Annotated in this window: 18 protein-coding genes and 2 tRNA genes; 8 read left to right on the forward strand and 12 right to left on the reverse strand. The window is 58.7% G+C overall.

Annotated elements, in window-relative coordinates; translation table 11 throughout:
• Nucleotides 1–592: 592 nt before the first annotated feature.
• The 8 genes from ODQ19_RS22035 to ODQ19_RS22070 all read left to right on the forward strand — a co-directional run bounded on the left by ODQ19_RS22035 (nt 593) and on the right by ODQ19_RS22070 (nt 12,547).
• Entirely contained in the window at nt 593–1,996 is a 1,404-nt protein-coding gene (locus ODQ19_RS22035; RefSeq protein WP_003194157.1) for a polynucleotide adenylyltransferase PcnB, read from the forward strand.
• A 2-nt stretch (nt 1,997–1,998) separates the two neighbouring features.
• Nucleotides 1,999–2,484 (forward strand): 2-amino-4-hydroxy-6-hydroxymethyldihydropteridine diphosphokinase, encoded by a 486-nt coding sequence (folK, locus tag ODQ19_RS22040; protein ID WP_330211209.1) that lies wholly within the window; start codon nt 1,999–2,001, stop codon nt 2,482–2,484.
• 363 nt (nt 2,485–2,847) lie between these two features.
• The gene (gene panB, locus ODQ19_RS22045) at nt 2,848–3,648 is read left to right on the forward strand and encodes a 3-methyl-2-oxobutanoate hydroxymethyltransferase (RefSeq protein ID WP_330211210.1); all 801 of its coding nucleotides are present in this window, start codon (nt 2,848–2,850) and stop codon (nt 3,646–3,648) included.
• Nucleotides 3,645–4,496 (forward strand): pantoate--beta-alanine ligase, encoded by an 852-nt coding sequence (gene panC / locus ODQ19_RS22050; RefSeq protein WP_330211211.1) that lies wholly within the window; start codon nt 3,645–3,647, stop codon nt 4,494–4,496. Before panB ends, panC begins: the two co-directional genes overlap by 4 nt.
• Before the next feature lie 224 nt (nt 4,497–4,720).
• A complete protein-coding gene (gene pgi / locus ODQ19_RS22055) occupies nt 4,721–6,385 on the forward strand; it encodes a glucose-6-phosphate isomerase (RefSeq protein WP_003194166.1) in 1,665 nt (554 codons plus the stop codon).
• Between the two features lie 105 nt (nt 6,386–6,490).
• Nucleotides 6,491–8,428, forward strand: coding sequence for an acetate--CoA ligase (acs, locus tag ODQ19_RS22060; RefSeq protein ID WP_330211212.1), 1,938 nt, complete (start codon nt 6,491–6,493; stop codon nt 8,426–8,428).
• A 92-nt stretch (nt 8,429–8,520) separates the two neighbouring features.
• Complete coding sequence (locus ODQ19_RS22065) at nt 8,521–9,537, forward strand: class I SAM-dependent rRNA methyltransferase (RefSeq protein WP_330211213.1); 1,017 nt, start codon at nt 8,521–8,523, stop codon at nt 9,535–9,537.
• Nucleotides 9,538–9,625: 88 nt separating this feature from the next.
• Nucleotides 9,626–12,547 carry a DUF748 domain-containing protein gene (locus ODQ19_RS22070; protein WP_330211214.1) on the forward strand — a complete coding sequence of 974 codons (2,922 nt, stop codon included), beginning with the start codon at nt 9,626–9,628 and terminating at the stop codon, nt 12,545–12,547.
• Nucleotides 12,548–12,836: 289 nt separating this feature from the next.
• Here ODQ19_RS22070 and ODQ19_RS22075 read toward each other — a convergent pair whose 3' ends face one another.
• The 12 genes from ODQ19_RS22075 to tpiA all read right to left on the reverse strand — a co-directional run bounded on the left by ODQ19_RS22075 (nt 12,837) and on the right by tpiA (nt 24,134).
• Complete coding sequence (locus tag ODQ19_RS22075; protein ID WP_116668674.1) at nt 12,837–13,436, reverse strand: BON domain-containing protein; 600 nt, start codon at nt 13,434–13,436, stop codon at nt 12,837–12,839.
• Nucleotides 13,437–13,730: 294 nt separating this feature from the next.
• The gene (gene pnp, locus ODQ19_RS22080) at nt 13,731–15,836 is read right to left on the reverse strand and encodes a polyribonucleotide nucleotidyltransferase (RefSeq protein WP_003194180.1); all 2,106 of its coding nucleotides are present in this window, start codon (nt 15,834–15,836) and stop codon (nt 13,731–13,733) included.
• 195 nt (nt 15,837–16,031) lie between these two features.
• A complete protein-coding gene (gene rpsO, locus ODQ19_RS22085; protein WP_003177875.1) occupies nt 16,032–16,301 on the reverse strand; it encodes a 30S ribosomal protein S15 in 270 nt (89 codons plus the stop codon).
• Between the two features lie 260 nt (nt 16,302–16,561).
• Complete coding sequence (gene truB / locus ODQ19_RS22090) at nt 16,562–17,479, reverse strand: tRNA pseudouridine(55) synthase TruB (RefSeq protein ID WP_005791476.1); 918 nt, start codon at nt 17,477–17,479, stop codon at nt 16,562–16,564.
• Between the two features lie 3 nt (nt 17,480–17,482).
• Entirely contained in the window at nt 17,483–17,878 is a 396-nt protein-coding gene (gene rbfA / locus ODQ19_RS22095; protein WP_003176137.1) for a 30S ribosome-binding factor RbfA, read from the reverse strand.
• 159 nt (nt 17,879–18,037) lie between these two features.
• Complete coding sequence (infB, locus tag ODQ19_RS22100; protein ID WP_003194185.1) at nt 18,038–20,554, reverse strand: translation initiation factor IF-2; 2,517 nt, start codon at nt 20,552–20,554, stop codon at nt 18,038–18,040.
• Nucleotides 20,555–20,581: 27 nt separating this feature from the next.
• The gene (gene nusA, locus ODQ19_RS22105) at nt 20,582–22,063 is read right to left on the reverse strand and encodes a transcription termination factor NusA (protein WP_057703317.1); all 1,482 of its coding nucleotides are present in this window, start codon (nt 22,061–22,063) and stop codon (nt 20,582–20,584) included.
• A 47-nt stretch (nt 22,064–22,110) separates the two neighbouring features.
• A complete protein-coding gene (gene rimP / locus ODQ19_RS22110; RefSeq protein WP_032873230.1) occupies nt 22,111–22,569 on the reverse strand; it encodes a ribosome maturation factor RimP in 459 nt (152 codons plus the stop codon).
• 140 nt (nt 22,570–22,709) lie between these two features.
• Nucleotides 22,710–22,786, reverse strand: a tRNA-Met gene (locus ODQ19_RS22115).
• A 96-nt stretch (nt 22,787–22,882) separates the two neighbouring features.
• Nucleotides 22,883–22,968: transfer RNA gene (locus ODQ19_RS22120), tRNA-Leu, on the reverse strand.
• Nucleotides 22,969–22,990: 22 nt separating this feature from the next.
• Nucleotides 22,991–23,374: a preprotein translocase subunit SecG gene (gene secG, locus ODQ19_RS22125; RefSeq protein WP_003194191.1), complete on the reverse strand. Its 384-nt coding sequence runs from the start codon at nt 23,372–23,374 to the stop codon at nt 22,991–22,993.
• A gap of 4 nt (nt 23,375–23,378) precedes the next feature.
• Nucleotides 23,379–24,134, reverse strand: coding sequence for a triose-phosphate isomerase (gene tpiA, locus ODQ19_RS22130; RefSeq protein WP_003194193.1), 756 nt, complete (start codon nt 24,132–24,134; stop codon nt 23,379–23,381).
• Nucleotides 24,135–24,178 lie beyond the last annotated feature (44 nt).

The raw sequence follows: 24,178 nt of genomic DNA on the forward strand, positions 1-24,178 counted from the left end.
TTGGCCCTCAATCTGGCGAAACCAGCCCAACCCCCCGGTTTTGCTGGCCTGCGCAAAAGTTGGCACGCACCCTGCTATATGCTTAGTACAAAAACAATAACAAGCTTTGTACAAGACAATAAAAATAAGACGAATCGACTCACGCATAACAAAAACAACACGGCGGAGGCGCAGCTAACTGATTCTTTTGGAGAGGCGTTGCATTTGGGGCTTGCCCCGCAACCAGGCCGAGAACAACAAAAACTGCCCTAAGGCAGAGCCTGAACTGGTTGGATCGTAGATCAGCAACACAGCGACCAAAGCAATCCGTTTGCTCTTGACTCCCGATTGGGAGTGTCATGAAGGTGAAGCTTCGTGGCGAGGGCGATCAACAAAAACAAGAAGCCCGACATCAATAATAAAAATAGAGCACGCAACTACTTCTGGGGGAGCTTCGGCTCCCCTTGTAGTTTCCGGGATTTGACCTGCAAACGCTTATGGCGCAATGCCTTTAGCTTGTTCCTACACCATCCCCTGACTAAATGCTAGAATCCCCGCCCATCATGCGGTCATTCTTCGTTATGGCCGAACATTCCTTCAAACAGTGCATCCCATGCTGAAGAAGTTGTTCCAGTCATTCCGTTCTCCCTTGCGTCGAACGCAACACAAACGCAGCACGCCTGAAGTGCTCAATAGCAGCCAGCATTCGCTGCAGCGCGCTCAATTCAGCCGTTATGCAGTGAACATCGTCGAACGTTTGCAGAACGCCGGCTACCAGGCCTACCTGGTGGGTGGCTGCGTACGCGACATGTTGCTCAACATCACGCCCAAGGATTTCGACGTCGCCACCAGTGCCACGCCTGAACAAGTGCGCGCCGAGTTTCGTAATGCACGAATCATCGGTCGGCGCTTCAAGTTGGTGCATATCCACTTTGGTCGCGAAATCATCGAGGTCGCGACCTTCCGCGCCGGTCACCCGCAAAACGATGAAGAGGAGGACACTAACCAGTCTTCCCGCAACGAGAGCGGGCGCATCCTGCGCGATAACGTCTATGGCACACTGGAAGAGGACGCGCAACGTCGCGACTTCACCATCAACGCCTTGTATTACGACCCGGTCAGCGAGCGCATCCTCGATTACGCCAACGGCGTACACGACATTCGCAACAACCTGATCCGCCTGATCGGCGACCCGACGCAGCGCTACCAGGAAGACCCGGTGCGCATGCTGCGTGCCGTGCGATTCGCCGCCAAGCTCAACTTCGGCATCGAAAAACACACCGCCGCGCCGATTCGCGAACTGGCGCCGATGCTACGGGAAATCCCCTCGGCACGCCTGTTTGAAGAAGTGCTCAAGCTGTTCCTTTCGGGTTACGCCGCCGACACCTTCGAAATGCTGGTGGACCTGCAGTTATTCGACCCCCTGTTCCCGGCCAGCGCCGAGGCCTTGGAGTACAACCCGACGTACACCCACACCTTGATCAGCGAAGCCTTGATCAACACCGACCTGCGCATCAAGCAGAACAAGCCGGTGACCCCGGCGTTCCTGTTTGCCGCCTTGTTGTGGCCGGCCCTGCCCAAACGCGTACTGCGCCTGCAGGACCGTGGCATGCCGCCGATCCCGGCCATGCAGGAAGCGGCTCACGAGCTGATCGCCGAACAGTGCCAACGCATCGCCATCCCTAAACGTTTCACCATGCCGATCCGCGAAATCTGGGACATGCAGGAGCGCCTGCCACGCCGCAGCGGCAAGCGCGCCGATCTGTTGCTGGACAACCCGCGCTTCCGTGCCGGCTACGACTTCCTGCTGCTACGCGAAAGCGCGGGCGAGCAGACCGATGGCCTGGGCGAATGGTGGACCGATTATCAGGACGCCAATGACAGCCAGCGCCGCGAAATGATTCGTGAACTGGGCAGCAAAGGTGATAGCGCCGGCGAAGGGCCGAAAAAGCGTCGCCGCAGCGGCACCAAGCGTAAACGCAGCAGTGCCGATGCCTCGGGCGCTGCGGGCGAATAAACGTGGAACGTATCTACATCGGCATGGGCAGCAACCTGGCTGCCCCGCAACAACAATTGCGCAGCGCGATCGAGGCGCTGGCGCAACTGCCTGGCACCCACCTCGCCGGTGTGTCCGCGTTCTACCAAAGCGACTCATTGCTTCCAGGCCAGCCGCGCTATACCAACGCCGTTGCGGCGCTGGACAGTCACCTGGCGCCATTGGACTTGCTCGATGCGCTGCAAGCCATCGAAAACGATCAGGGCCGCGAACGCCTGGAACGCTGGGGCCCGCGCACCTTGGACCTGGATATCCTGCTGTTCGGCAATCGCCTGATTGATGAGCCGCGCCTCAAGGTGCCGCACTACCAGATGCATTTGCGTGCGTTTGTACTGTACCCGCTGGCTGAACTGGCGCCAGCCGACCTGCAACTGCCCGACGGCCAACGCTTGAGCGACCTGCTTACAGCCTGCCCCTTCGTCGGCCTGGAACGCCTCCCTCAAGAATGACTCGGTCAATGTGGGAGCTGGCTTGCCTGCGATGCAAGCGACACGGTGTATCAGCCACGCCGAGGTGATGCCATCGCAGGCAAGCCAGCTCCCACCTTTGATCTTCTCTGCCGTAATACAGCGCACACGTTGCGCAATCGCTTCAGTAACAGCGGTAACACCGCCATCGTAACAATGCGGTAACACATCCAATTGACTTCCCGTGTCCTCCTCACGACTATAGGCGTCCCGCTGCCGCCAACCCGGCGCGACAGGGCGCAATCCAGGCCTTATAAGCACTGCTTTCAAGACAGTGCGCCTGTATAAACGAAGACTCACGCGCGTTACTCGCTGTTTCCAAGCGCCTGAACGAGGACCCTTTTCATGCCAGACGTTACCCTGACCACCTTGCAGAGCCTCAAGCTCAAAGGTGAAAAAATCACCATGCTGACCTGCTATGACGCCACCTTCGCCCACGCCAGCTGCCAGGCTGGAGTCGAAGTGCTGCTGGTGGGCGACTCCCTGGGCATGGTTCTTCAAGGGAATGACAGCACGCTGCCTGTGACCACCGATGAACTCGCCTACCACACCGCCAGCGTCAAGCGTGGCAACGATGGCGCCTTGATCATCGCGGACCTGCCGTTCATGGGTTACGCCACCCTTGAGCAAACCTTCCTGAACGCCGGCAAGCTGATGCAGGCCGGCGCGCACATGATCAAAGTCGAAGGTGCCGTGTGGCTGGCCGAGTCGATCCGGTTGCTGGCCGAGCGCGGCGTGCCAGTGTGCGCACACATGGGGCTGACGCCCCAGTCGGTGAATATCCTCGGTGGCTACAAGGTCCAAGGACGCAATGAAGCCCAGGCCCGCCAGATGCGCGCCGATGCCATCGCCCTGGAACAGGCCGGTGCTGCGATGATTCTGCTGGAGTGCGTGCCGAGCGAACTGGCCGCCGAAATCACCCAGGCCGTCAAAGTGCCCGTGATCGGGATTGGCGCCGGTTCCGCCACCGACGGCCAGGTGCTGGTCCTGCACGACATGCTCGGCCTGTCGATCACCGGCCACGTACCGAAGTTCGTGAAGAACTTCATGGCTGGCCAGGACAGCATCCACGCCGCCCTGAGCGCCTATGTCAGCGAAGTCAAAAACGTGACGTTCCCAGGCGTTGAACACGGATTCTCGGCATGAACACCGTAAAAACCGTCCGCGAACTGCGGGCTGCCGTAACTCACGCCCGCAGCGCCGGCAAGCGCATCGGCTTTGTACCCACCATGGGCAACTTACACAGCGGCCACGCCACCCTGGTGACCAAGGCCGCGCAGCAAGCGGATTTCGTGGTGGCGAGCATTTTCGTCAACCCGCTGCAATTCGGTGCTGGCGAAGACCTGGACAAATACCCGCGCACATTGGCCGCCGACCAGGAAAAACTCCTGCAGGCGGGCTGCAACCTGCTGTTCGCGCCCACGGTCGAGGAAATGTACCCCGATGGCATGAACGGCCAGACCCGAGTCAGCGTGCCACAGCTGTCCGAAGGCTTGTGCGGCGCCAGCCGCCCAGGGCACTTCGAGGGCGTGGCCACGGTGGTCAGCAAGCTGTTCAACATGGTCCAGCCGGACATGGCCGTATTTGGCCAGAAGGACTACCAGCAGTTAGCGGTGATCCGCGCCATGGTCCGCGACCTGAACATGCCGATCCAGATCATCGGCGAGCCTACCGTGCGCGCCGAGGACGGCCTCGCGCTGTCATCACGCAACGGTTACCTCACCGAGGAGCAACGTGCGGTCGCGCCAGTGCTGTACCGCGTGCTCAGCCAGATCGCCACGGCCATCCAAGGCGGCGATCATGATTTTGCCAGGCTTCGCGCCGAGCACATTCAACAGATTGAAGCCGCAGGGCTGCGCATGGACTACCTGGAAGTGCGCCAAGGCGTACATCTGCGCCCGGCCACGGCTGAAGATCGTGATGTGGTGATCCTGGTCGCCGCTTATCTGGGGGCAACACGCCTCATCGATAACCTGCACCTGAACCTCGCCTGACCCCCGCTTTACCCTCAACCTGTTGCCCCGACGGCTGTGCCGGTATAAAAAAGTACCGGCCACAGCGCAGACAAAGCCAAGACATATCCACACGCTAGGTTTAATGTAACTGCCCTGCGCTATGGTTAGCGCTGTCTGGAACCCAATCCTTGCGATAAGACTGGATGTTCCGGGCTTTGAAGTGTCCTAAAGGCAGTCCCCGTAATAAAAGGAAACCCGCAGCGATGGCGTACTACCGCACCCCTCATGACGTTACCGCGCTGCCCGCCTGGCAAGCGCTTGTTCAACATCGCCAAGCCATGCAGGATTTCAGCATGCGCGAGGCGTTCAATGCCGATCCTCAGCGTTTTTCCCAGTTCACCTTGAGCAGCTGCGGACTTTTCCTCGATTACTCGAAAAACCTGATCACCAGCGAAACCCGCGACCTGTTGGTGGGCCTGGCCAAGGAAGTCAATCTCAAGGCGGCGATCGACGCGCAGTACGCTGGCGAACCGGTCAACTCCTCCGAGGGCCGCCCTGCCCTGCACACCGCCCTGCGCCGCCCGGTGGGCGACAAGCTGTCGGTCAACGGCGTGAACATCATGCCGGACGTGCACAAGGTGCTGAACCAGATCACTGACCTGGTCGGTCGTATCCACGACGGCCTGTGGCGCGGCTACACCGAGAAGCCGATCACCGACGTGGTGAACATCGGTATCGGTGGCTCGTTCCTCGGCCCGGAACTGGTCTCGGAGGCCTTGCTGTCCTATGCCCACAAAGGCGTGCGTTGCCACTACCTGGCGAACATCGACGGCAGCGAGTTCCACGAACTGACCATGAAGCTGCGCGCCGAGACCACGCTGTTTATCGTCTCGTCCAAATCCTTCAACACCCTGGAAACCCTGAAAAACGCCCAGGCCGCCCGCGCCTGGTACCTGGCCCAGGGGGGCTCGGAAGCCGAGCTGTATCGCCACTTCATCGCCGTCTCGAGCAACAATGCCGCGGCCGTGGCCTTCGGTATCCGTGAAGAGAACATTTTCCCGATGTGGGACTGGGTCGGTGGGCGTTACTCGTTGTGGTCGGCCATCGGTTTGCCAATCGCCCTGGCCATTGGCATGTCCAACTTCAAGGAACTGCTGTCGGGTGCCTACACCATGGACCAGCACTTCCTGAACGCGCCGTTCGAAGCCAACATGCCCGTGTTGCTGGGCTTGCTGGGCGTGTGGTACGGCAACTTCTGGGGTGCGCAGAGCCATGCGATCCTGCCGTACGACCATTACCTGCGTAACATCACCAAGCATTTGCAGCAGCTGGACATGGAATCCAATGGCAAGAGCGTGCGCCAGGACGGCACGCCCGTGTCCACCGATACCGGCCCGGTGATCTGGGGCGGCGTAGGCTGCAACGGCCAGCACGCTTACCACCAGTTGCTGCACCAAGGGACTCAATTGATCCCGGCCGACTTCATCGTGCCGATCGTCAGTTTCAACCCGGTGTCCGACCACCATCAGTGGCTGTACGCCAACTGCCTGTCCCAGAGCCAGGCGCTGATGCTCGGCAAGACCCGCAGCGAGGCCGAAGCCGAACTTCGCGAGAAGGGCCTGCCGGAAGCCGAAGTACAGAAGCTGGCACCGCACAAGGTGATCCCGGGCAACCGTCCGAGCAATACCCTGGTGGTCGAGCGCATCAGCCCGCGCCGCCTGGGTGCGCTGGTGGCGATGTATGAGCACAAGGTGTTCGTGCAGAGCGTGGTGTGGGGCATCAATGCCTTCGACCAATGGGGCGTTGAACTGGGCAAGGAGCTGGGCAAAGGCGTGTACAACCGCCTGACCGGCGCCGAAGAAACCTTGGCCGAGGATGCTTCGACCCAGGGCCTGATCAACTACTTCCGCGGTCGTCACCGCGGCTGAAGCCGTTCATTCAAGGCCAACGTCCGTTTGGACGTTGGCCTTGAACCCTCCCGCCCCAGGGTGCATCTTTATTACTTGTCGCAAAAACAAGAATAAGGAGCGCTCATGTTCGATATCAGCACCTTTCCCACCGCCGATGCCGTCCGCCGGGCTGCGCAACTCAGTCAAGAGGACTATCAGCGCCTCTACCGCCAATCCATCGACCAGCCAGACACCTTCTGGGCCGAACAGGCCAAGGGCTTTCTCGACTGGATAAAACCCTGGCACAGCGTCCAGCAGTCAAACATCCACACCGGTGCCGCCCAATGGTTTGCCGGCGGTCAGTTGAACGTCAGCTACAACTGCATCGACCGTCACCTGGCGCAACGCGCCGATCAGCCGGCCTTCATCTGGGAAGGCGATGATCCGTCAAAATCCTGCACGATTACTTACCGTCAACTGCACCAAAACGTCAGCCGCCTGGCCAATGTGTTGAAAAGCCGTGGCGTCAACAAAGGTGATCGCGTGTGCATCTACATGCCGATGATCCCCGAGGCGGCCTACGCCATGCTGGCCTGCACGCGAATTGGCGCAGTGCACTCGGTGGTGTTTGGTGGTTTCTCTCCTGACGCCCTGCGCGACCGCATTCTCGACGCCGATTGCCGCACCGTGATCACCGCCGACGAAGGCGTACGCGGTGGCAAGCCCGTGGCGCTGAAACAGAACGTCGACAAGGCCCTGGCCAGTTGCCCGAATGTCAGCACGGTACTGGTGGTGGAGCGCACCGGGGCGGGCGTGAGTTGGCACGAGGGCCGCGACCTCAAGTACCAAGCCGCCCTGGACGCCGCCAGCGACAACTGCCCACCCGAGCCGATGGACGCCGAAGACCCGCTGTTCATCCTCTATACCTCCGGCAGCACCGGCAAACCCAAAGGCGTGCTGCATACAACCGCTGGCTACCTGCTGCAAGCAGCGATGACCTTCAAGTACGTGCTCGATTACCAAGAAGGCGAAGTGTTCTGGTGCACCGCCGACGTGGGCTGGGTCACCGGCCACAGTTATATCGTCTACGGCCCGCTGGCCAATGGCGCCACCTCGCTGATGTTCGAAGGCGTGCCGAGTTATCCGGACAGTTCGCGCTTCTGGCAGGTCATCGATAAACACCAGGTGAATATCTTCTACACAGCGCCCACCGCTCTGCGCGCCCTGATGCGAGAAGGCCACGGCCCGCTGCAGAGCACGTCCCGCGCCAGCCTGCGCCTGCTGGGCAGCGTGGGTGAGCCGATCAACCCGGAAGCCTGGGACTGGTATTTCAACGCCGTCGGCGAACAGCGCTGCCCGATTGTCGATACCTGGTGGCAGACCGAAACCGGCGGCATCATGCTCAGCCCGTTGGTCAGCGCCCAGCGCATCAAACCGGGCTGCGCGACACAGCCCATGTTCGGCGTACAACCGGTGTTGCTCGACGAACAGGGCAAGGAAATCAGTGGCGCCGGCAGTGGTGTACTTGCCATCAAATCAAGCTGGCCGGGGCAGATTCGCAGCGTCTACGGCGACCCGCAGCGCATGATCGACACCTACTTCAAGCCCTACCCCGGCTACTACTTCACCGGGGATGGCGCACGGCGCGATGAAGACGGCGACTACTGGATCACCGGGCGGATCGACGATGTGATCAACGTGTCCGGCCATCGCATCGGCACCGCCGAGGTGGAAAGTGCCATGGTGCTGCATGATCAGGTCGCCGAAGCCGCTGTAGTAGGCTACCCCCACGACGTCAAGGGCCAGGGCATCTACGCTTTTGTCACCCCCATGAATGGCGTCGAACCCAGCGACGCGTTGAAAAAGCACCTGCTGGACTTGGTCAGCAAGGAAATTGGCAGCTTCGCCAAACCGGAATTGATCCAATGGGCGCCTGCCCTGCCGAAAACTCGCTCCGGCAAGATCATGCGACGCATCTTGCGCAAGATCGCCTGTAACGAACTGGACAGCCTGGGCGATACCTCGACCCTGGCCGACCCCAGCGTGGTGGACGGTTTGATCGACAAACGCCTCAACCGGTAGCGCCAGGATTATCCCCGGCCTGTGCAGGCCGGGGTTAGCTGTTAAACTTCGCGCCCCATTTTTCTTATTCATCTACCAGCAAGGCGCGCTCCATGACTCCCTTGAATCAGGCGCTGCGCGCCGCCCTCGATCACCGCCAAGACCTGATCAACACGCTGCACGCCCAGGGTACGGATTGCTATCGGCTGTTTCACGGCAGCCAGGAAGGCGCCGGCGGCTTGACCATCGACCGCTACGGTCCGCAATTGCTGGTACAAAGCTTCCACCAGTCCCTGGAAACGGCAGACTTGCTGGACCTGCACCAACTGATCAACCAATACATGGGCCTGGAATTGTTGCTGGTGTACAACGACCGTGCCCGCGGCAACTCGCGCATCGACCGCGAAGACACGGTGTACCGCGCGGAGCCTGGCGCATTGGAAGACCTGGTCGGCCACGAGTGGGGCCTCAATTACCGTGTGCGTGGGCGCCACGCCGGGCAAGACCCACTGCTGTTCCTCGACCTGCGCAACACCCGGGGCTGGGTCAAGGACCACAGCGCCGGCAAAAGCGTGCTGAACCTGTTCGCCTATACCTGCGGCGTAGGTTTGAGCGCGGCAGCGGGCGGCGCACGCGAGGTGTGCAACCTGGATTTTGCCGAGGGCAACCTGGCAGTGGGGCGTGAAAACGGCCAGCTCAACCCACAGTTGCCGAGCATGGAGTTTGTACAGTCCGATTACTTCCCGGCCATTCGCCAACTGGCGGGCCTGCCGATCACCCAGCGTCGCGGGCAGAAACTGCCGAGCTATCCACGCCTGGAGCAGCGCCAATACGACCTGGTACTGCTCGATCCCCCCGCCTGGGCCAAGAGCGCCTTCGGCACCGTCGACCTGTTGCGCGACTATCAAAGCCTGCTCAAACCCGCACTGCTGGCCACCGCCGACCATGGCGTGTTGATTTGCTGCAACAACCTGGCAAAGGTCAGCATGGAGGACTGGCGTGAACAAGTGCTGCGCTGTGCAGAAAAAGCCGGGCGCCCGGTGCGCGAATGGCAGGTTATGACACCTGGAGCCGACTTTCCCTCCAGGGACCAACAGCCTCCGTTGAAAACGCTGATCCTGCATTTGTAGGAAGTTTCCCAGCGCCCACGGTTCTTCGGAACCGAATTCCCGTGCCATACTCCAAGGCACTCTCGTTCGACATAGATGGCGTTCACCCATGCCCAAAGGATTGATCCGCGCCGTAGGCGCCTTGTTGACCGCCCTTGCTTTGTACAGCTTGCTGGGCTTTCTGATATTACCCGGCATCGCCCTTCGCATTGCCAACCAACAGTTGGCCAATTACGCCACGGTGCCGGCGCGAATCGAGCGCATCGAGCTCAACCCCTTCAGCCTGGAACTGACGCTGTGGGGCCTGAAGATCGGTGAGCCAGGCAAAGAACAAGTAGGTTTCGAACGCCTCTACGCCAACCTGCAGATCGACAGCCTCTGGACCCGCGCCCTGCACCTGGCCGATGTGCAACTGGACAAGCCCAAGACCGAACTGCTGTTCCACAAGTCCGGCCAACTGAACCTGGCGCAGTTGTTCAAACTGCCTCCAAGCGAGCCAACCCCGGCCGATCCTGATGCCAAGCCGTTCCCACTGCGTATCGACAGCATCAAGCTGGCCGGTGGTAACCTGCATTTCCAGGACCTGCGCCCCAGCGAGCCCATCGAATTCCTCTACGACGAACTCGACTTCGAGCTGAAAAACCTCAGCACCTTACCTGACGACAATGCCGATATGACGCTGGTCGCCGCCGGCCCCGATGGTGGGCAAATCGACTGGAAAGGCAACTTCAGCCTGGTACCGATCACCTCCGAAGGCACCTTGAAGGTTACCGACGGCAAGATGAAAGCCTGGTGGCCATATGTACGTGACGCCCTGCCACTGGTGCTGGAAGACGGGGTGCTCAACTTCAGCACTGACTACAAATTCAGCCTGGCCAAAGAAACCGAGCTGAACCTGACCAACACCGCCGCCAGCATCGCCCCCTTTGCTATCAAGGCCCCCGATGGCCGGCCACTGGCGCGCCTGGAGCGCCTGGACGTCAGCGAAACCACGGTAGACCTGGCCAAGCAGCAGGTCATTATCGGCAAGATCCGCAGCAACAAGCTGGAAACCTGGGCCGCCCGTGAGGCCGATGGTCAGCTGGACTGGCAGAAGCTGTTCGCCAGCCAACCGAGCAAACCGGCCAAGGCTCCGGAACCAGCCGCTGCCGACGCACCGTCGGCACAACCGGCGGCCCCGAGCAAACCATGGCAAGTGCTGCTCAAAGATGTGCAACTGCGTAACTATCAGGTGCACCTGGCAGATCGCCAGGCAAAACCTGCGGTTGCACTGGAACTGGGCCCGTTGAATGTCGACGTGCAAAACTTCGACAGCCTCAACCAGAGCCCTTTCGCCTTGAAGGTCGACACCGGCCTGGGTAAGCAAGGCAAGATCCAGGCAACCGGCGAGGTCAACCTCAACCCGGTCAGTGCCAAGCTGAAAGTGAACACCCAGGACATCGACCTGCGTATCGCCCAGGCCTATATCAGCCCGTTTATTCGCCTGGAATTGCGCAGCGGCATGCTGGGCAGCAACCTGGACGTGAACCTCAAAAGCACCGAGCCACTGGCCCTTCAGGTCACCGGCCGCGCCCAGGTTGACCAGTTGCATACCCTCGACACCCTAAAGACCCGCGACTTCCTCAAGTGGCAGCGCCTGGTGCTAGAGGGCGTGAACTACCAGCACGGCCAAAGCCTGTCGATCGACAAGGTCAACCTGTTGCAGCCGTATGCACGCTTCATGATCAACGAAGATCGCACCACTAACATCGACGACCTGCTGATTCCGCAGCCGGCCAACAGTGGCAGCAAGTCGGCAGCCAAACCTGCCGCCAGTAACGAGAAGCCCTTGGGCATTCATATCGGGCAGATCGCGATCAACGACGGTTCGGCCAACTTTGCCGACTTTAGCCTCACGCCCAACTTTGCCACCGCGATTCAACAGCTCAACGGCCAGATTGGCACCATCGACAGTCGCCAGGCCAAACCGGCGAGCGTCGACATCAAGGGCAAGGTGGACCGTTACGCGCCAGTGACGATCAAAGGCAGCGTGAACCCGTTTGACCCGATGGCCGCGCTGGACATCGCCACCAGCTTCAAGCGTGTCGAGCTGACCAACCTGACGCCCTACTCAGGTAAATTCGCAGGCTTCCGCATCCGCAAGGGCCGCCTGAATCTCGATCTGCACTACGTGATCACCAAAGGCCAATTGAAGGCTGAAAACAAAGTGGTGGTCGAGCAACTGCAGTTGGGTGAAAAAGTCGACAGCTCCGATGCCGTGGACTTACCGATTCGCCTGGCTGTCGCCCTGCTCAAGGACTCCGACGGCAAGATCTCCATCGAACTGCCGGTAAGCGGCGACCTGAATAACCCGCAATTCAGCGTGATGCCGATTGTGTGGCAGACCCTGCGCAACCTCGTGGTGCGCGCGGCAACCGCGCCCTTCAAGTTCATTGGCGGACTGGTCACCGGGGGTGGCTCTGAAGACCTGGGCAATGTGTCATTCGCCGCAGGCTCCAGTGAGCTGAATAAAGACGCCGAAGGCGCCCTGAACACCCTGGCCAAGGCGCTGAAAGAACGCCCTGCCCTGCGCCTGGAGATTGAAGGCACGGCCGCCGCCAGCAGCGACGGGCCGTTCCTGGCCGCACAGCGACTGGAACGTGAATACCAATACAACTATTACAAGATCCTCCAGCGCCGTGGCGACAAGGTCCCGGCCCAGGCCTCGTTGCTTGAAGTGCCAGAGAAGGAAAAGGCACCATTGCTGGAAGGCATCTACCGCACCCGCCTCAAACAGCAACCCCCGGCCGAATGGAAAGACCTGGGCAGTGACGAGCGCTCGGCGAAGCTCAAGGACGGTGTGATCAAGTTCTGGAGTAGCAGTGATGTACTGCTGCGCCAGTTGGGGCAGGACCGAGCCAGCACGATCAAGGATTACCTGGTGGACAAGGGCCAGTTGGAAGATGACCGCGTGTACTTCATCGATGCGCAGTTGGGGCAGGCCGAGAAAGATGGCCGGGTGATCACTCCAATGCACCTGGATGCTGAATAACTTCTAAGCACCGCCCATCCTAATGTGGGAGCTGGCTTGCCTGCGATAGCATCACCTCGGTGCAACTGAATGACCGAGGTGCCAGCATCGCAGGCAAGCCAGCTCCCACATTTTTTTGTGGTTGGGTTGGCAGTTTTGTTTCAACCGGAATAGAACAGGCCCCGACACAAGTGCCGGGGCCTGTAATGACCACATCCGTGTGGTCGGTCGCATGAACTCCAGAGGTGCGTCAGGTGGATATCTAACTCACCCTAAGCCGCCGCTATTCAGTTCAAACGAAACGTCAGCGTTACTCTGCTTTAAGGCCATCGGCCGATACAGCTTTAACGCCTTTGATTTTCTTGGCGATGTTCACAGCTGTAGTTTTCTGAGCCTCGGTGACCGCTGCGGTCGACGACAGGGAAACTACGCCTTTGTTGGTTTCGACTTTGATGTCGGTGCCAGGAATGCCTTTCTCGGTTACCAGATCAGCTTTTACCTTGGTGGTAATCCAAGTATCCGAAGTCCCTTCCTTGGCTTTGTCGATGTTGTCAGCTTTCACAGCACCGCCAGCCAGCAGGCCGTCAGCAGAAACCGCAGTCACACCTTTGATTTTCTTGGTGATGGCTACAGCAGTGGCTTTCTGCGAATCCGAGACTGCTACTTCGGAGGACAGGGAAACCACACCTTTGTTGGTCTCAACCTTGATATCCGAACCTGGAATGCCTTTTTCGGTCAGCAGGTCAGCTTTGACTTTAGTGGTGATCCAAGTATCCGAAACGCTTTCCTTAGCCTTGGTCGCTTCACCGGCCGCCAAAGTCATAGGGGCTTGGGAAGTCTGAGCAAAGGCTACGTTAGCACCCATGGCCAGGGTCAGAGCGGTAGCAGTAGCGAGAGCGAACTTCTTCATACGAGTAACTCCTGTTTTATTAAAAGTCTGCAGGCGTAAACCTTCATGCTGCAGCGCTACCAGGGATATTGCAGGCAGTGTGCCAACTCGCCGAACAGATTAAATCCCTTAATAAACAATGAGTTATGAAATCAGTGAATTTTCGAAATCGTGCAACTTGCATGAAGCCCATCGTGCCTGCATGCAAGTTGCGGCTTTTGGGCGGCGCTAAACAGCTGATTCTGCTTCATTTTCTCGCGCCCATAAAAAAGGACTCCGAGGAGTCCTTTTTTTCAGCGTGAAGCCTGCGGGTGATTAAACGCCCGAAGCCTTGGCTGCTGCTACGTCCTTGATGGACAGCTTGATACGGCCGCGGTTGTCCACGTCCAGTACCAGCACTTCCACTTCCTGGCCTTCTTTCAGAATGTCGGTCACTTTCTCAACGCGAGCATCGCTCAGCATGGAGATGTGAACCAGACCGTCTTTGCCTGGGAGGATGTTGACGAACGCGCCGAAGTCGACAATGCGCTCAACCTTACCGACGTAGATCTTGCCGATCTCGGCCTCAGCGGTGATACCCAGGACGCGCTGGCGTGCAGCTTCAGCCGCTTCCTTGGTTTCGCCGAAGATCTTGATCGAACCGTCGTCTTCGATGTCGATCGAAGCCTTGGTTTCTTCACAGATCGCACGGATGGTCGCGCCGCCTTTACCGATGACATCACGGATTTTGTCGGTGTCGATTTTCATCGCGATCATGGTCGGAGCATTTTCCGACAGTTCGGTGCGGGACTGACCAATGATCTGGTTCATCTGGCCGAGGATGTTCAGGCGCGCTTCCAGGGCTTGGCCCAGGGCGATTTCCATGATCTCTTCGGTGATGCCTTTGATCTTGATGTCCATCTGCAGCGCGGTCACACCTTTGGCGGTACCGGCTACTTTGAAGTCCATGTCGCCCAGGTGGTCTTCGTCACCCAGGATGTCGGTCAGGATGGCGAACTTCTCGCCTTCTTTAACCAGGCCCATGGCGATACCGGCAACCGGTGCCTTCATTGGCACACCGGCGTCCATCAGAGCCAGGGAAGCACCGCAGACCGAAGCCATGGAGCTGGAACCGTTGGACTCGGTGATTTCCGATACAACACGGATGGTGTACGGGAACACGTCAGCAGCAGGCAGCATGGCCTGAACCGAACGACGGGCCAGACGGCCGTGACCGATCTCGCGACGACCTGCACCGCCCATACGACCACACTCGCCCACCGAGAACGGAGGGAAGTTGTAGTGCAGCATGAAGGGGTCTTTTTTCTCGCCTTCCAGGGTGTCCAGCAGTTGTGCGTCACGGGCAGTACCCAGGGTCGCAACGACCAGGGCCTGGGTTTCGCCACGGGTGAACAGCGCCGAACCGTGAGTCTTCGGCAGAACGCCGACTTCGATGTTCAGCGGACGCACGGTGCGGGTGTCCCGACCGTCGATACGTGGCTTGCCGTTAACGATGTTTTCGCGAACGGTGCGGTATTCGATCTCACCGAAAGCAGCTTTGACTTCGCTGGAAGAAGGCTGGCCTTCTTCGCCGGACAGCTTGGCGACGACCTGGTCCTTCAGCTCACCCAGGCGAGCGTAACGGTCGGCCTTGACGGTGATGGTGTAGGCGTCGGAGATGGCAGCGCCGAACTCGGAGCGGATAGCGCCCAGCAGTTCGGTGGCTTCCGGGGCAGCAGCCCAGGTCCAGGTCGGCTTGGCAGCTTCGGCAGCCAATTCTTTAACCGCGTTGATCACAACCTGGAACTCGTCGTGAGCAAACAGTACGGCACCCAGCATCTGGTCTTCGGTCAGCTCTTTGGCTTCCGATTCAACCATCAATACGGCTTCGGACGTACCGGCAACGACCATGTCCAGGCTCGATGCTTTCTGTTGCTCGTAAGTCGGGTTCAGCAGGTAGCCGGTGCTTTCGTGGAACGCAACGCGGGCAGCGCCGATCGGGCCATCGAAAGGAATGCCGGAGATGGCCAGGGCAGCCGAGGTACCGATCATCGCAGCGATGTCCGGATCGGTCTTCTTGCTGGTGGAAACGACGGTGCAGACAACCTGCACTTCGTTCATGAAGCCTTCTGGGAACAGCGGACGGATCGGACGGTCGATCAGTCGGGAAGTCAGGGTTTCTTTCTCGGAAGGACGGCCTTCGCGCTTGAAGAAACCGCCAGGGATCTTACCGGCAGCGTAAGTTTTTTCCTGGTAGTGAACGGACAGAGGGAAGAAGCCCTTGCTCGGGTCAGCGGTCTTGGCGCCAACAACGGTCACCAGTACGGTCACGTCGTCGTCAACGGTAACCAGCACTGCGCCGGAGGCTTGACGGGCGATACGGCCTGTCTCGAGGGTAACGGTCGACTGACCGAACTGGAATTTTTTGATAACCGGGTTCACGGTGTCCTACCTTCTTTGTGGCTCTTGGGGGAACTTGTCTTCTTGCGAAATTCTTGGGCAATGCCGGGAATCGGCCCGACGCTCGTCCAGGGTAAAACGTGTATCCAGATAAAACTTGAGGCTGGGAGCCTACCACGGGCCAACGGGAATCCCGATGACACGCGGCAGACAACCAACCTCTAGCGCAATCGCTTATTAGCGACGCAGACCCAGGCGACCGATCAGAGTCTGATAACGACCCAGATCCTTGCCTTTCAGGTAGTCCAGCAGCTTACGGCGCTGGTTTACCATGCGGATCAGACCACGACGGGAGTGGTGGTCTTTACCGTTGGCCTTGAAGTGACCTTGCAGTTTGTTGATGTTGTGGGTCAGCAGTGCAACTTGCACTTCTGGCGAACCAGTGTCACCAACAGCTTGCTGATAGTCAGCTACGATTTGTGCTTTTTCTTGAACGTCGAGAGCCATGAGGCAATCCTTTTTTCAGGAAACCACCCAAAGGGCAGTTTCAACAGGCCAGGGACAAATCCCTGTATCTAAAAATGAGTGTTGACCATGCCTGTTAACAGCCACACTCGTCCCAGTTTGCGTAAAAGCTACTGCGCTCGGTAATCCTGCGTCAAAAACAGGCTCGGAATGCTCATTAACAGCAGTTAACTCCGCTTCCTCGCCTGTTTTTTCCTTGTCTTACCTTCGCTCGCTACGCTTTTACCACAAACTGGTTCCGGTCATTCTGACCGAATCAGCCGACGCGGCGCGATGCGCCCGTCTTCGCTCACTTCACCGATACCGATAAAGCGACCGTTATGATCCTGTACTCGCACCATGCCGAACTTCGGGGCATCCGGGGCGCGTACCGGCTGGCCGTTGAGCCAATAGAACGCGCTGTGCTCCGAGAAGTGCAGCAATGGCCAATCCAGCAAACCGCTGTCCGATGGCATCAGGAAGCGATCAACCGCTTCGTTGCCGCCTTCGGCGTGCACCGCTTCCAGCTCTTCCAGCGTGACCGTCTGGGCCAAGGTGAAAGGTCCGGCTTGTGTACGTCGCAGTTCTGCAACGTAGGCGCCACAACCGAGCTTTTCACCAATATCTTCCACCAGGGTACGGATATAGGTGCCTTTGCTGCAGTCCACGGCCAAACGGGCAGTGTCGCCTTCACAAGCGAGCAATTCCAAGCGCGCAATAGTAACAGAACGCGGTTCGCGCTCCACTACTTCGCCCGCACGTGCCAGCTTGTAAAGTGGCTGACCATCGCGCTTGAGTGCCGAGTACATCGGCGGTATCTGACTGATTTGCCCACGAAAAGCGGGTAAAGCAGCTTCGATATCCGCACGACCAACGGTCACGTCGCGAACCTGCAAAACATCACCTTCGGCATCTGCCGTGGTGGTGGTCTTGCCCAGTTGCATCAGGGTTTCGTAACCCTTGTCGGAATCAAGCAGGTATTGCGAAAACTTGGTGGCCTCGCCAAAGCACAACGGCAATACACCGGTGGCCAATGGATCAAGGCTGCCGGTATGCCCGGCCTTCTCGGCATTGAGCAGCCAGCGAACCTTCTGCAACGCGGCATTGGAGGTAAAGCCAATGGGTTTGTCGAGCAGAATGATGCCACTGACGTTGCGACGGATACGTTTGACCTGAGCCACCGCTTACTCCTTGGCGTCTTCAGGTGTGGACGGATGCTGGCTGTCTTCAGCCACGGCGCGTTCGATCAGGGCCGACAGGTGCGCGCCACGCACGACGCTTTCGTCGTAGTGGAAGTGCAACTGTGGAACGCTGCGCAGCTTCATTTCACGGGCCAACTGCATACGCAGGAAACCTGCGGCGGAGTTGAGCACCTTGATGCTTTGTGCGATTTCTTCGCTGTTGTCCTGCCCCATCACGGTGATGAAGATCTTGGCGTGACCCACGTCACGGCTCACTTCAACAGCGGTAATGGTGACCAGGCCAACGCGTGGGTCTTTGACTTCGCGGCGGATCAGTTGGGCCAGCTCACGCTGCATCTGATCGCCGATACGCTGGGTACGGCTGTATTCTTTTGCCATGTCTTGTTACCTGTTACTGCCACACGGTGAAACCCGTGGGGTCTGAAAGCGGCAAACGCCCGGCCTGACAAAAGCCAGACCGGGCGTTGCGTTTAGAGTCCTGACGCTGCGCGGGGCATCTGCATGCCCACACGCTGCGCGGCTCCTGAAGTGCGCGAGTTAGAGGCTGCGAGCAACCTGAACCTTCTCGAAGACTTCGATCTTGTCGCCAACCTTGACGTCGTTGTAGCTCTTGACGCCGATACCGCATTCCATGCCGGCACGTACTTCGGCAGCGTCATCCTTGAAGCGGCGCAGGGATTCCAGCTCGCCTTCGAAGATAACGATGTCTTCACGCAGCACACGGATTGGACGGTTACGGTACACAGTGCCTTCAACCACCATACAGCCGGCAATCGCACCGAATTTCGGCGAGCGGAACACGTCACGCACCTCGGCGATACCCAGGATGTTCTCCCGGACGTCGCTGCCAAGCATACCGGTAAGGGCTTTCTTGACGTCTTCGATGATGTCGTAGATGACGTTGTAGTAACGCATGTCCAGGCCTTCCTGCTCGACGATCTTGCGAGCGCCAGCATCGGCACGCACGTTGAAGCCGAACAGTACAGCGTTGGAGGCCAGTGCCAGGTTGGCGTCGGATTCGGTGATACCACCGACACCGCCACCGACAACGCGCACTTGCACTTCGTCGTTACCCAGGCCGTTCAAGGCGCCGTTCAACGCTTCGAGGGAACCACGAACGTCAGACTTGAGGACGATGTTAAGCGTCTTCTTCTCTTCCTGACCCATGTTCTCGAAGATGTTTTCCAGCTTGCCGGCGTGAGCACGGGCCAGCTTGACTTCGCGGAACTTGCCTTGACGGAACAGAGCCACTTCACGGGCTTTCTTCTCGTCAGCCACTACGCTCATTTCGTCGCCAGCGTCCGGCGTACCGTCCAGGCCGAGAATCTCGACTGGGATGGCAGGACCTGCTTCCTTGATTGGCTTGCCGTTCTCGTCGAGCATGGCACGTACACGGCCGTAGTTCGAACCGACCAGTACCATGTCGCCTTGGCGCAGAGTACCGTCTTGGACCAGCACGGTGGCAACCGGGCCACGGCCCTTGTCGAGACGGGACTCAACCACGACGCCACGGCCAGGAGCCGATGGAGTAGCGGTCAGTTCCAGGACTTCGGCTTGCAACAGGACCGCTTCGAGCAGCTCGTCAACGCCGGTACCCATTTTCGCCGAGACCGATACGAATGGCGTCTCGCCACCCCATTCCTCGGACGTCACGCCGTGAACCGACAGTTCGCTACGGATGCGATCGAGATCGGCGCCCGGCTTGTCGATTTTGTTCACGGCAACGACCAGAGGAACACCGGCAGCCTTGGCGTGCTGGACAGCTTCAATGGTCTGCGGCATTACGCCGTCGTCCGCTGCAACCACCAGGATCACGATGTCGGTCGCCTTGGCACCACGGGCACGCATTGCGGTAAACGCGGCGTGACCTGGGGTGTCGAGGAAGGTGACCATGCCGCGCTCGGTTTCAACGTGGTATGCACCGATGTGCTGAGTAATACCACCGGCTTCGCCTGCGGCAACCTTGGCACGACGGATGTAGTCGAGCAGGGAAGTCTTACCGTGGTCAACGTGGCCCATTACGGTCACAACCGGCGCACGGGAGACCGCCTCACCTTCAAACTTCAGGGACTCGGCCAGGGAATCTTCCAGGGCGGTGTCGCTGACCAGGGTCACTTTGTGGCCCAGCTCTTCAGCAACCAACTGGGCAGTTTCCTGGTCCAGTACCTGGTTGATGGTGGCTGGAGTGCCCAGCTTGAACATGAACTTGATGATTTCAGCAGCCTTGACCGACATCTGCTGGGCCAGATCGCCCACAGTGATAGTCTCGCCGATCTTCACTTCACGCACGACAGGGCCGGTTGGGCTCTGGAAACCGTGGGCGTTGCGTTTCTTCAGCTTGGCTTTGCCGCGACCACCACGACGGAAGCCATCGCTTTCTTCGTCGGTGGTACGTGGGGCAACGCGTGGTGCAGGCGCTTTCTCTTTGACCGAGGCGCGATGCGGAGCGTTTTTACGCTCGCCATCGCCACCACCACCGCGACGATTGTTGTCGTCAGCACGTGGTTTGTCCGGACGACGAGGCTCGTCGCGCTTGCGGGCGTCTGCTGCAGGAGCAGGTGCGGCGGCAGCCGGGGCAGCCTCACGCACAGCTTCAACAGGGGCGGCGACCGCGTCAGTGGCAGCAGGTTGCGCAGCAGCAGGCTGGCGACGCGCTTCTTCTTCGGCGCGACGCTTGGCTTCTTCTTCAGCCTTCTGACGTGCAGCATTTTCTACTGCGCGACGTTCTTCCAGCTCGCGTTTGCGCTCGGCTTCGATTTCTTCCGGGCTGCGCTGTACGAAGACTTTCTTCTTGCGTACTTCAACGCTGATGCTCTTGCTACCCGCAACCCGCAGGGTGCTGGTGGTTTTGCGCTGCAATGTAATCTTGCGCGGTTCTTCCACTTTCGCCTTGTGGCTGCTCTTCAAGTGAGTCAGCAAAGACTGCTTCTCACTATCGCTCACACCTTCATCGGCGGCGGTGTGCGGCAGACCTGCCTCACGCATCTGCTGCAACAGGCGCTCTACCGGTGTTTTGACCTCATCGGCCAGTTGTTTCACCGTGACTTGCGTCATGCACTTCTCTCCTCAGGCCGCGCCTAATTACTCGAACCAATGGGCTCGGGCGGCCATGATCAACTTGCCGGCACGATCTTCGTCAATGCCGTCGATGTCGAGCAGATCGTCAATAGACTGCTCGGCCAGGTCTTCGCGGGTAATTACGCCGCGCACCGCCAGTTCCATCGCCAAATCCTTGTCCATACCCTCAAGCGAGAGCAGGTCTTCGGCCGGATGGGCGTCTGCCAGCTTTTCCTCAGTAGCGATGGCTTTAGTCAACAAACGATCCTTGGCCCGAGCGCGAAGCTCGTTGACGGTGTCTTCGTCAAAGCCGTCGATGTTGAGCATTTCTTCCAACGGTACGTAGGCAATCTCTTCCAGGCTGGTGAAGCCTTCATCTACCAGTACCTGTGCCAGGTCTTCATCGACTTCCAACTCTTCGATGAAGTTGCGCAGGATGTCACCGGTTTCAGCTTGCTGCTTAGCCTGGATGTCCGATTCGGTCATCACGTTCAGGGTCCAGCCGGTCAGTTGGCTGGCCAGACGCACGTTCTGACCACCACGACCAATGGCCTGAGCCAGATTGTCTGCGCCAACGGCGATGTCCATTGCATGGGCATCTTCGTCAACGATAATTGCCGCCACTTCAGCCGGCGACATGGCGTTGATCACGAACTGCGCCGGGTTATCGTCCCACAGGACGATATCCACACGCTCACCGCCCAATTCGCCCGACACTGCCTGGACGCGCGAACCGCGCATACCGATGCAAGCGCCTTGCGGGTCGATGCGTTTGTCCTTGGAGCGGACCGCGATCTTGGCACGCGAACCCGGGTCACGGGACGCAGCCATCACTTCGATCAGGCCTTCGGCGATTTCCGGCACTTCGATACGGAACAGCTCGATCAGCATTTCCGGCGCGGTACGCGACAGGATCAACTGCGGGCCGCGGTTCTCGGTGCGGATTTCCTTGAGCAGCGCACGCAGACGCACGCCGACACGGAAGGTTTCGCGAGAGATGATGTCTTCGCGGGCCAGCAACGCTTCGGCGTTGTTGCCCAGGTCGACGATCACGTTGTCGCGGGTAACTTTTTTCACGGTGCCAGAGATGATTTCACCCAGGCGTTCGCGATAGGCGTCAACGACTTGAGCGCGCTCGGCTTCGCGAACCTTCTGCACGATGACCTGCTTGGCGGTCTGTGCAGCAATACGGCCGAATTCGATCGACTCGATCTTTTCTTCGACAACATCGCCAACCTGAGCGCCCGGATGCGTTTGCGCAACCTTGCTTGGCCAGGTTTCGATGGCCGGATCATCAAGATCGTCCTCTTCGACCACCGTCCAACGACGGAAAGTCTCATAGGCACCAGTGTGGCGGTTGATTTCCACACGCAGATCTACTTCGTCTTCAAAACGTTTCTTGGTAGCAGTGGCCAGGGCCAGCTCCAACGCTTCAAAAATCACGCTTGCCGGTACACCCTTTTCATTGGATACCGACTCAACAACCAGCAGTACTTCTTTGCTCATCGTACGCCTCGCCTTTCGCAAGCCATTGGATCCGCGGGATCCGCGTCTCAGTCAAAACTGGGAATAATGTTGGCCTTGTCGATCATATCGATCGGCAACAGGAACTCGTGGTCTTCTACCTGCACCACGACATCCTGCTCTTCTACACCGCGCAGAAGGCCCTGAAAGTTGCGTCGCCCTTCAAAGGGGGAGCGCAGCTTGATCTTCACTTGTTCACCGGCATATTTAGCAAACTGCTCGATAGTGAACAGTGGGCGTTCCATGCCTGGCGAGGAAACTTCAAGGGTGTATTCAACGGAGATCGGATCTTCAACATCCAGCACACCGCTGATCTGACGGCTGACAATGGCACAATCGTCCACCAGCACGCCGCCCTCTTTATCGATATAAACGCGCAACATTGAGTGGCGACCTTGAGCCGAAAACTCAATACCCCAGCATTCATAGCCTAGGGCCACGACCACCGGGGCCAACAAGGCCTGCAACTCTTCTAGCTTGCTCGACACCTGAACCCCCTCGTGCATGTATGTGCATGCTGTGCAAAATAAAAAAATGGGCGAAACGCCCATCCTTGAAACGCCGTCGAACAGCGGCGTTGAAAGTGTCCAGCTAACAAAAAGCCCCTTAAAAGGGGCTCCGCTAAAACTGGTTGCGGGGGCCGGATTTGAACCGACGACCTTCGGGTTATGAGCCCGACGAGCTACCAGACTGCTCCACCCCGCGACAAAGCTGGGGCGGAAGTATACGACCGATCCCTTACAGGGTCAATGTAACCTTCCACCTACAAGAAAGCCCGCAACAGCGGGCTCTCCTGATAATTGGTACCGAGAAGGGGACTCGAACCCCTACACCCTATGGGCACAACCACCTCAAGGTTGCGTGTCTACCAATTCCACCACCTCGGCAATACAGCGCTTACAACCCTTCTTACTTTTGCTCTTGAGCTGGAGGTACGTCAGTCGCTGGAGTAGCCGACTTTTGCTCTTGAAGCACCGGGACATCATCAGAAGCCGGTTTTGCTTTTGGAACTTCCAACACCGCTGGGTTTGGCAAACCTACTTGAGTCAGCACATGAGCTTTCTCTTTAGCAAAGTAACCTAACCCTAAGCTGGTTATGAAGAAACCTGCGGCAAGTATAGCAGTAAACTTACTAAGAAAGGTAGAGGAACCTTGGCTTCCGAACACAGTATTTGAAGCACCTGCACCGAAAGACGCACCAGCATCCGCACCTTTACCCTGTTGCAGCAAAACCAGAGCAACTACGCTCAGGGCAGCCAACAGATGAAAAACGACTACGACTGTTTCCAGCATTTTTTCAGTTTCCCGCGGCGCGACAGATCGCACCGAACTCATCTGCATTCAGGGAAGCTCCACCAATGAGCCCCCCATCGATATCCGGCATGCCGAACAGTTCGACCGCATTGGCCGCCTTCACGCTGCCGCCGTATAGAAGCCGCACACCTTGTGCGACCTCAGAATTCTCTGCCGCCAACTGCGCGCGGATGGCTGCGTGCACATCCTGCGCCTGTTGCGGTGTAGCAGTCAGCCCGGTGCCAATGGCCCAGACCGGCTCGTAAGCAATGACCGCCTTTGCAAATGCACCAACACCCAGCTCCTCGATGATACTGCCCAGCTGACGCGAGACAACTTCAAGAGTCTTGCCCGATTCGCGCTGCTCAAGGGTCTCCCCTATGCACAACACCGGAATCAAGCCACAAGCCTGTGCCGCGGCGAACTTGCGGTTGAGCGTCCCATCCCGCTCGCCCATCATCTGGCGACGCTCGGAGTGCCCGACAAGCACATAGGAACAACCCGCATCAACCAGCTGACTCGGCGAAATCTCGCCGGTCAACGCACCTTGCATCGGCTCTACCGCAGAGTTCTGCGCGCCGACCTGAATCGACTTACCCTTCAAGCCATCAACCACTTGGTTGATATGCAAGCAAGGCGGGAACACCGCGACGTCAACACCGCTAGGCAAGGCCAAGTGACGAAGGCCATTGATCAGCTCAGCGACACTGGCGCGGGTACCGTGCATCTTCCAGTTACCAGCTACCATAGTGCGACGCATGCTGTACCCCGTCGGTCAAAGTGGGCGCAGATGTTACCCAACCA

The organism is Pseudomonas sp. AM4(2022) (genome assembly GCF_036346515.1).
GTDB classification, from domain to species: domain Bacteria; phylum Pseudomonadota; class Gammaproteobacteria; order Pseudomonadales; family Pseudomonadaceae; genus Aquipseudomonas; species Aquipseudomonas paracarnis.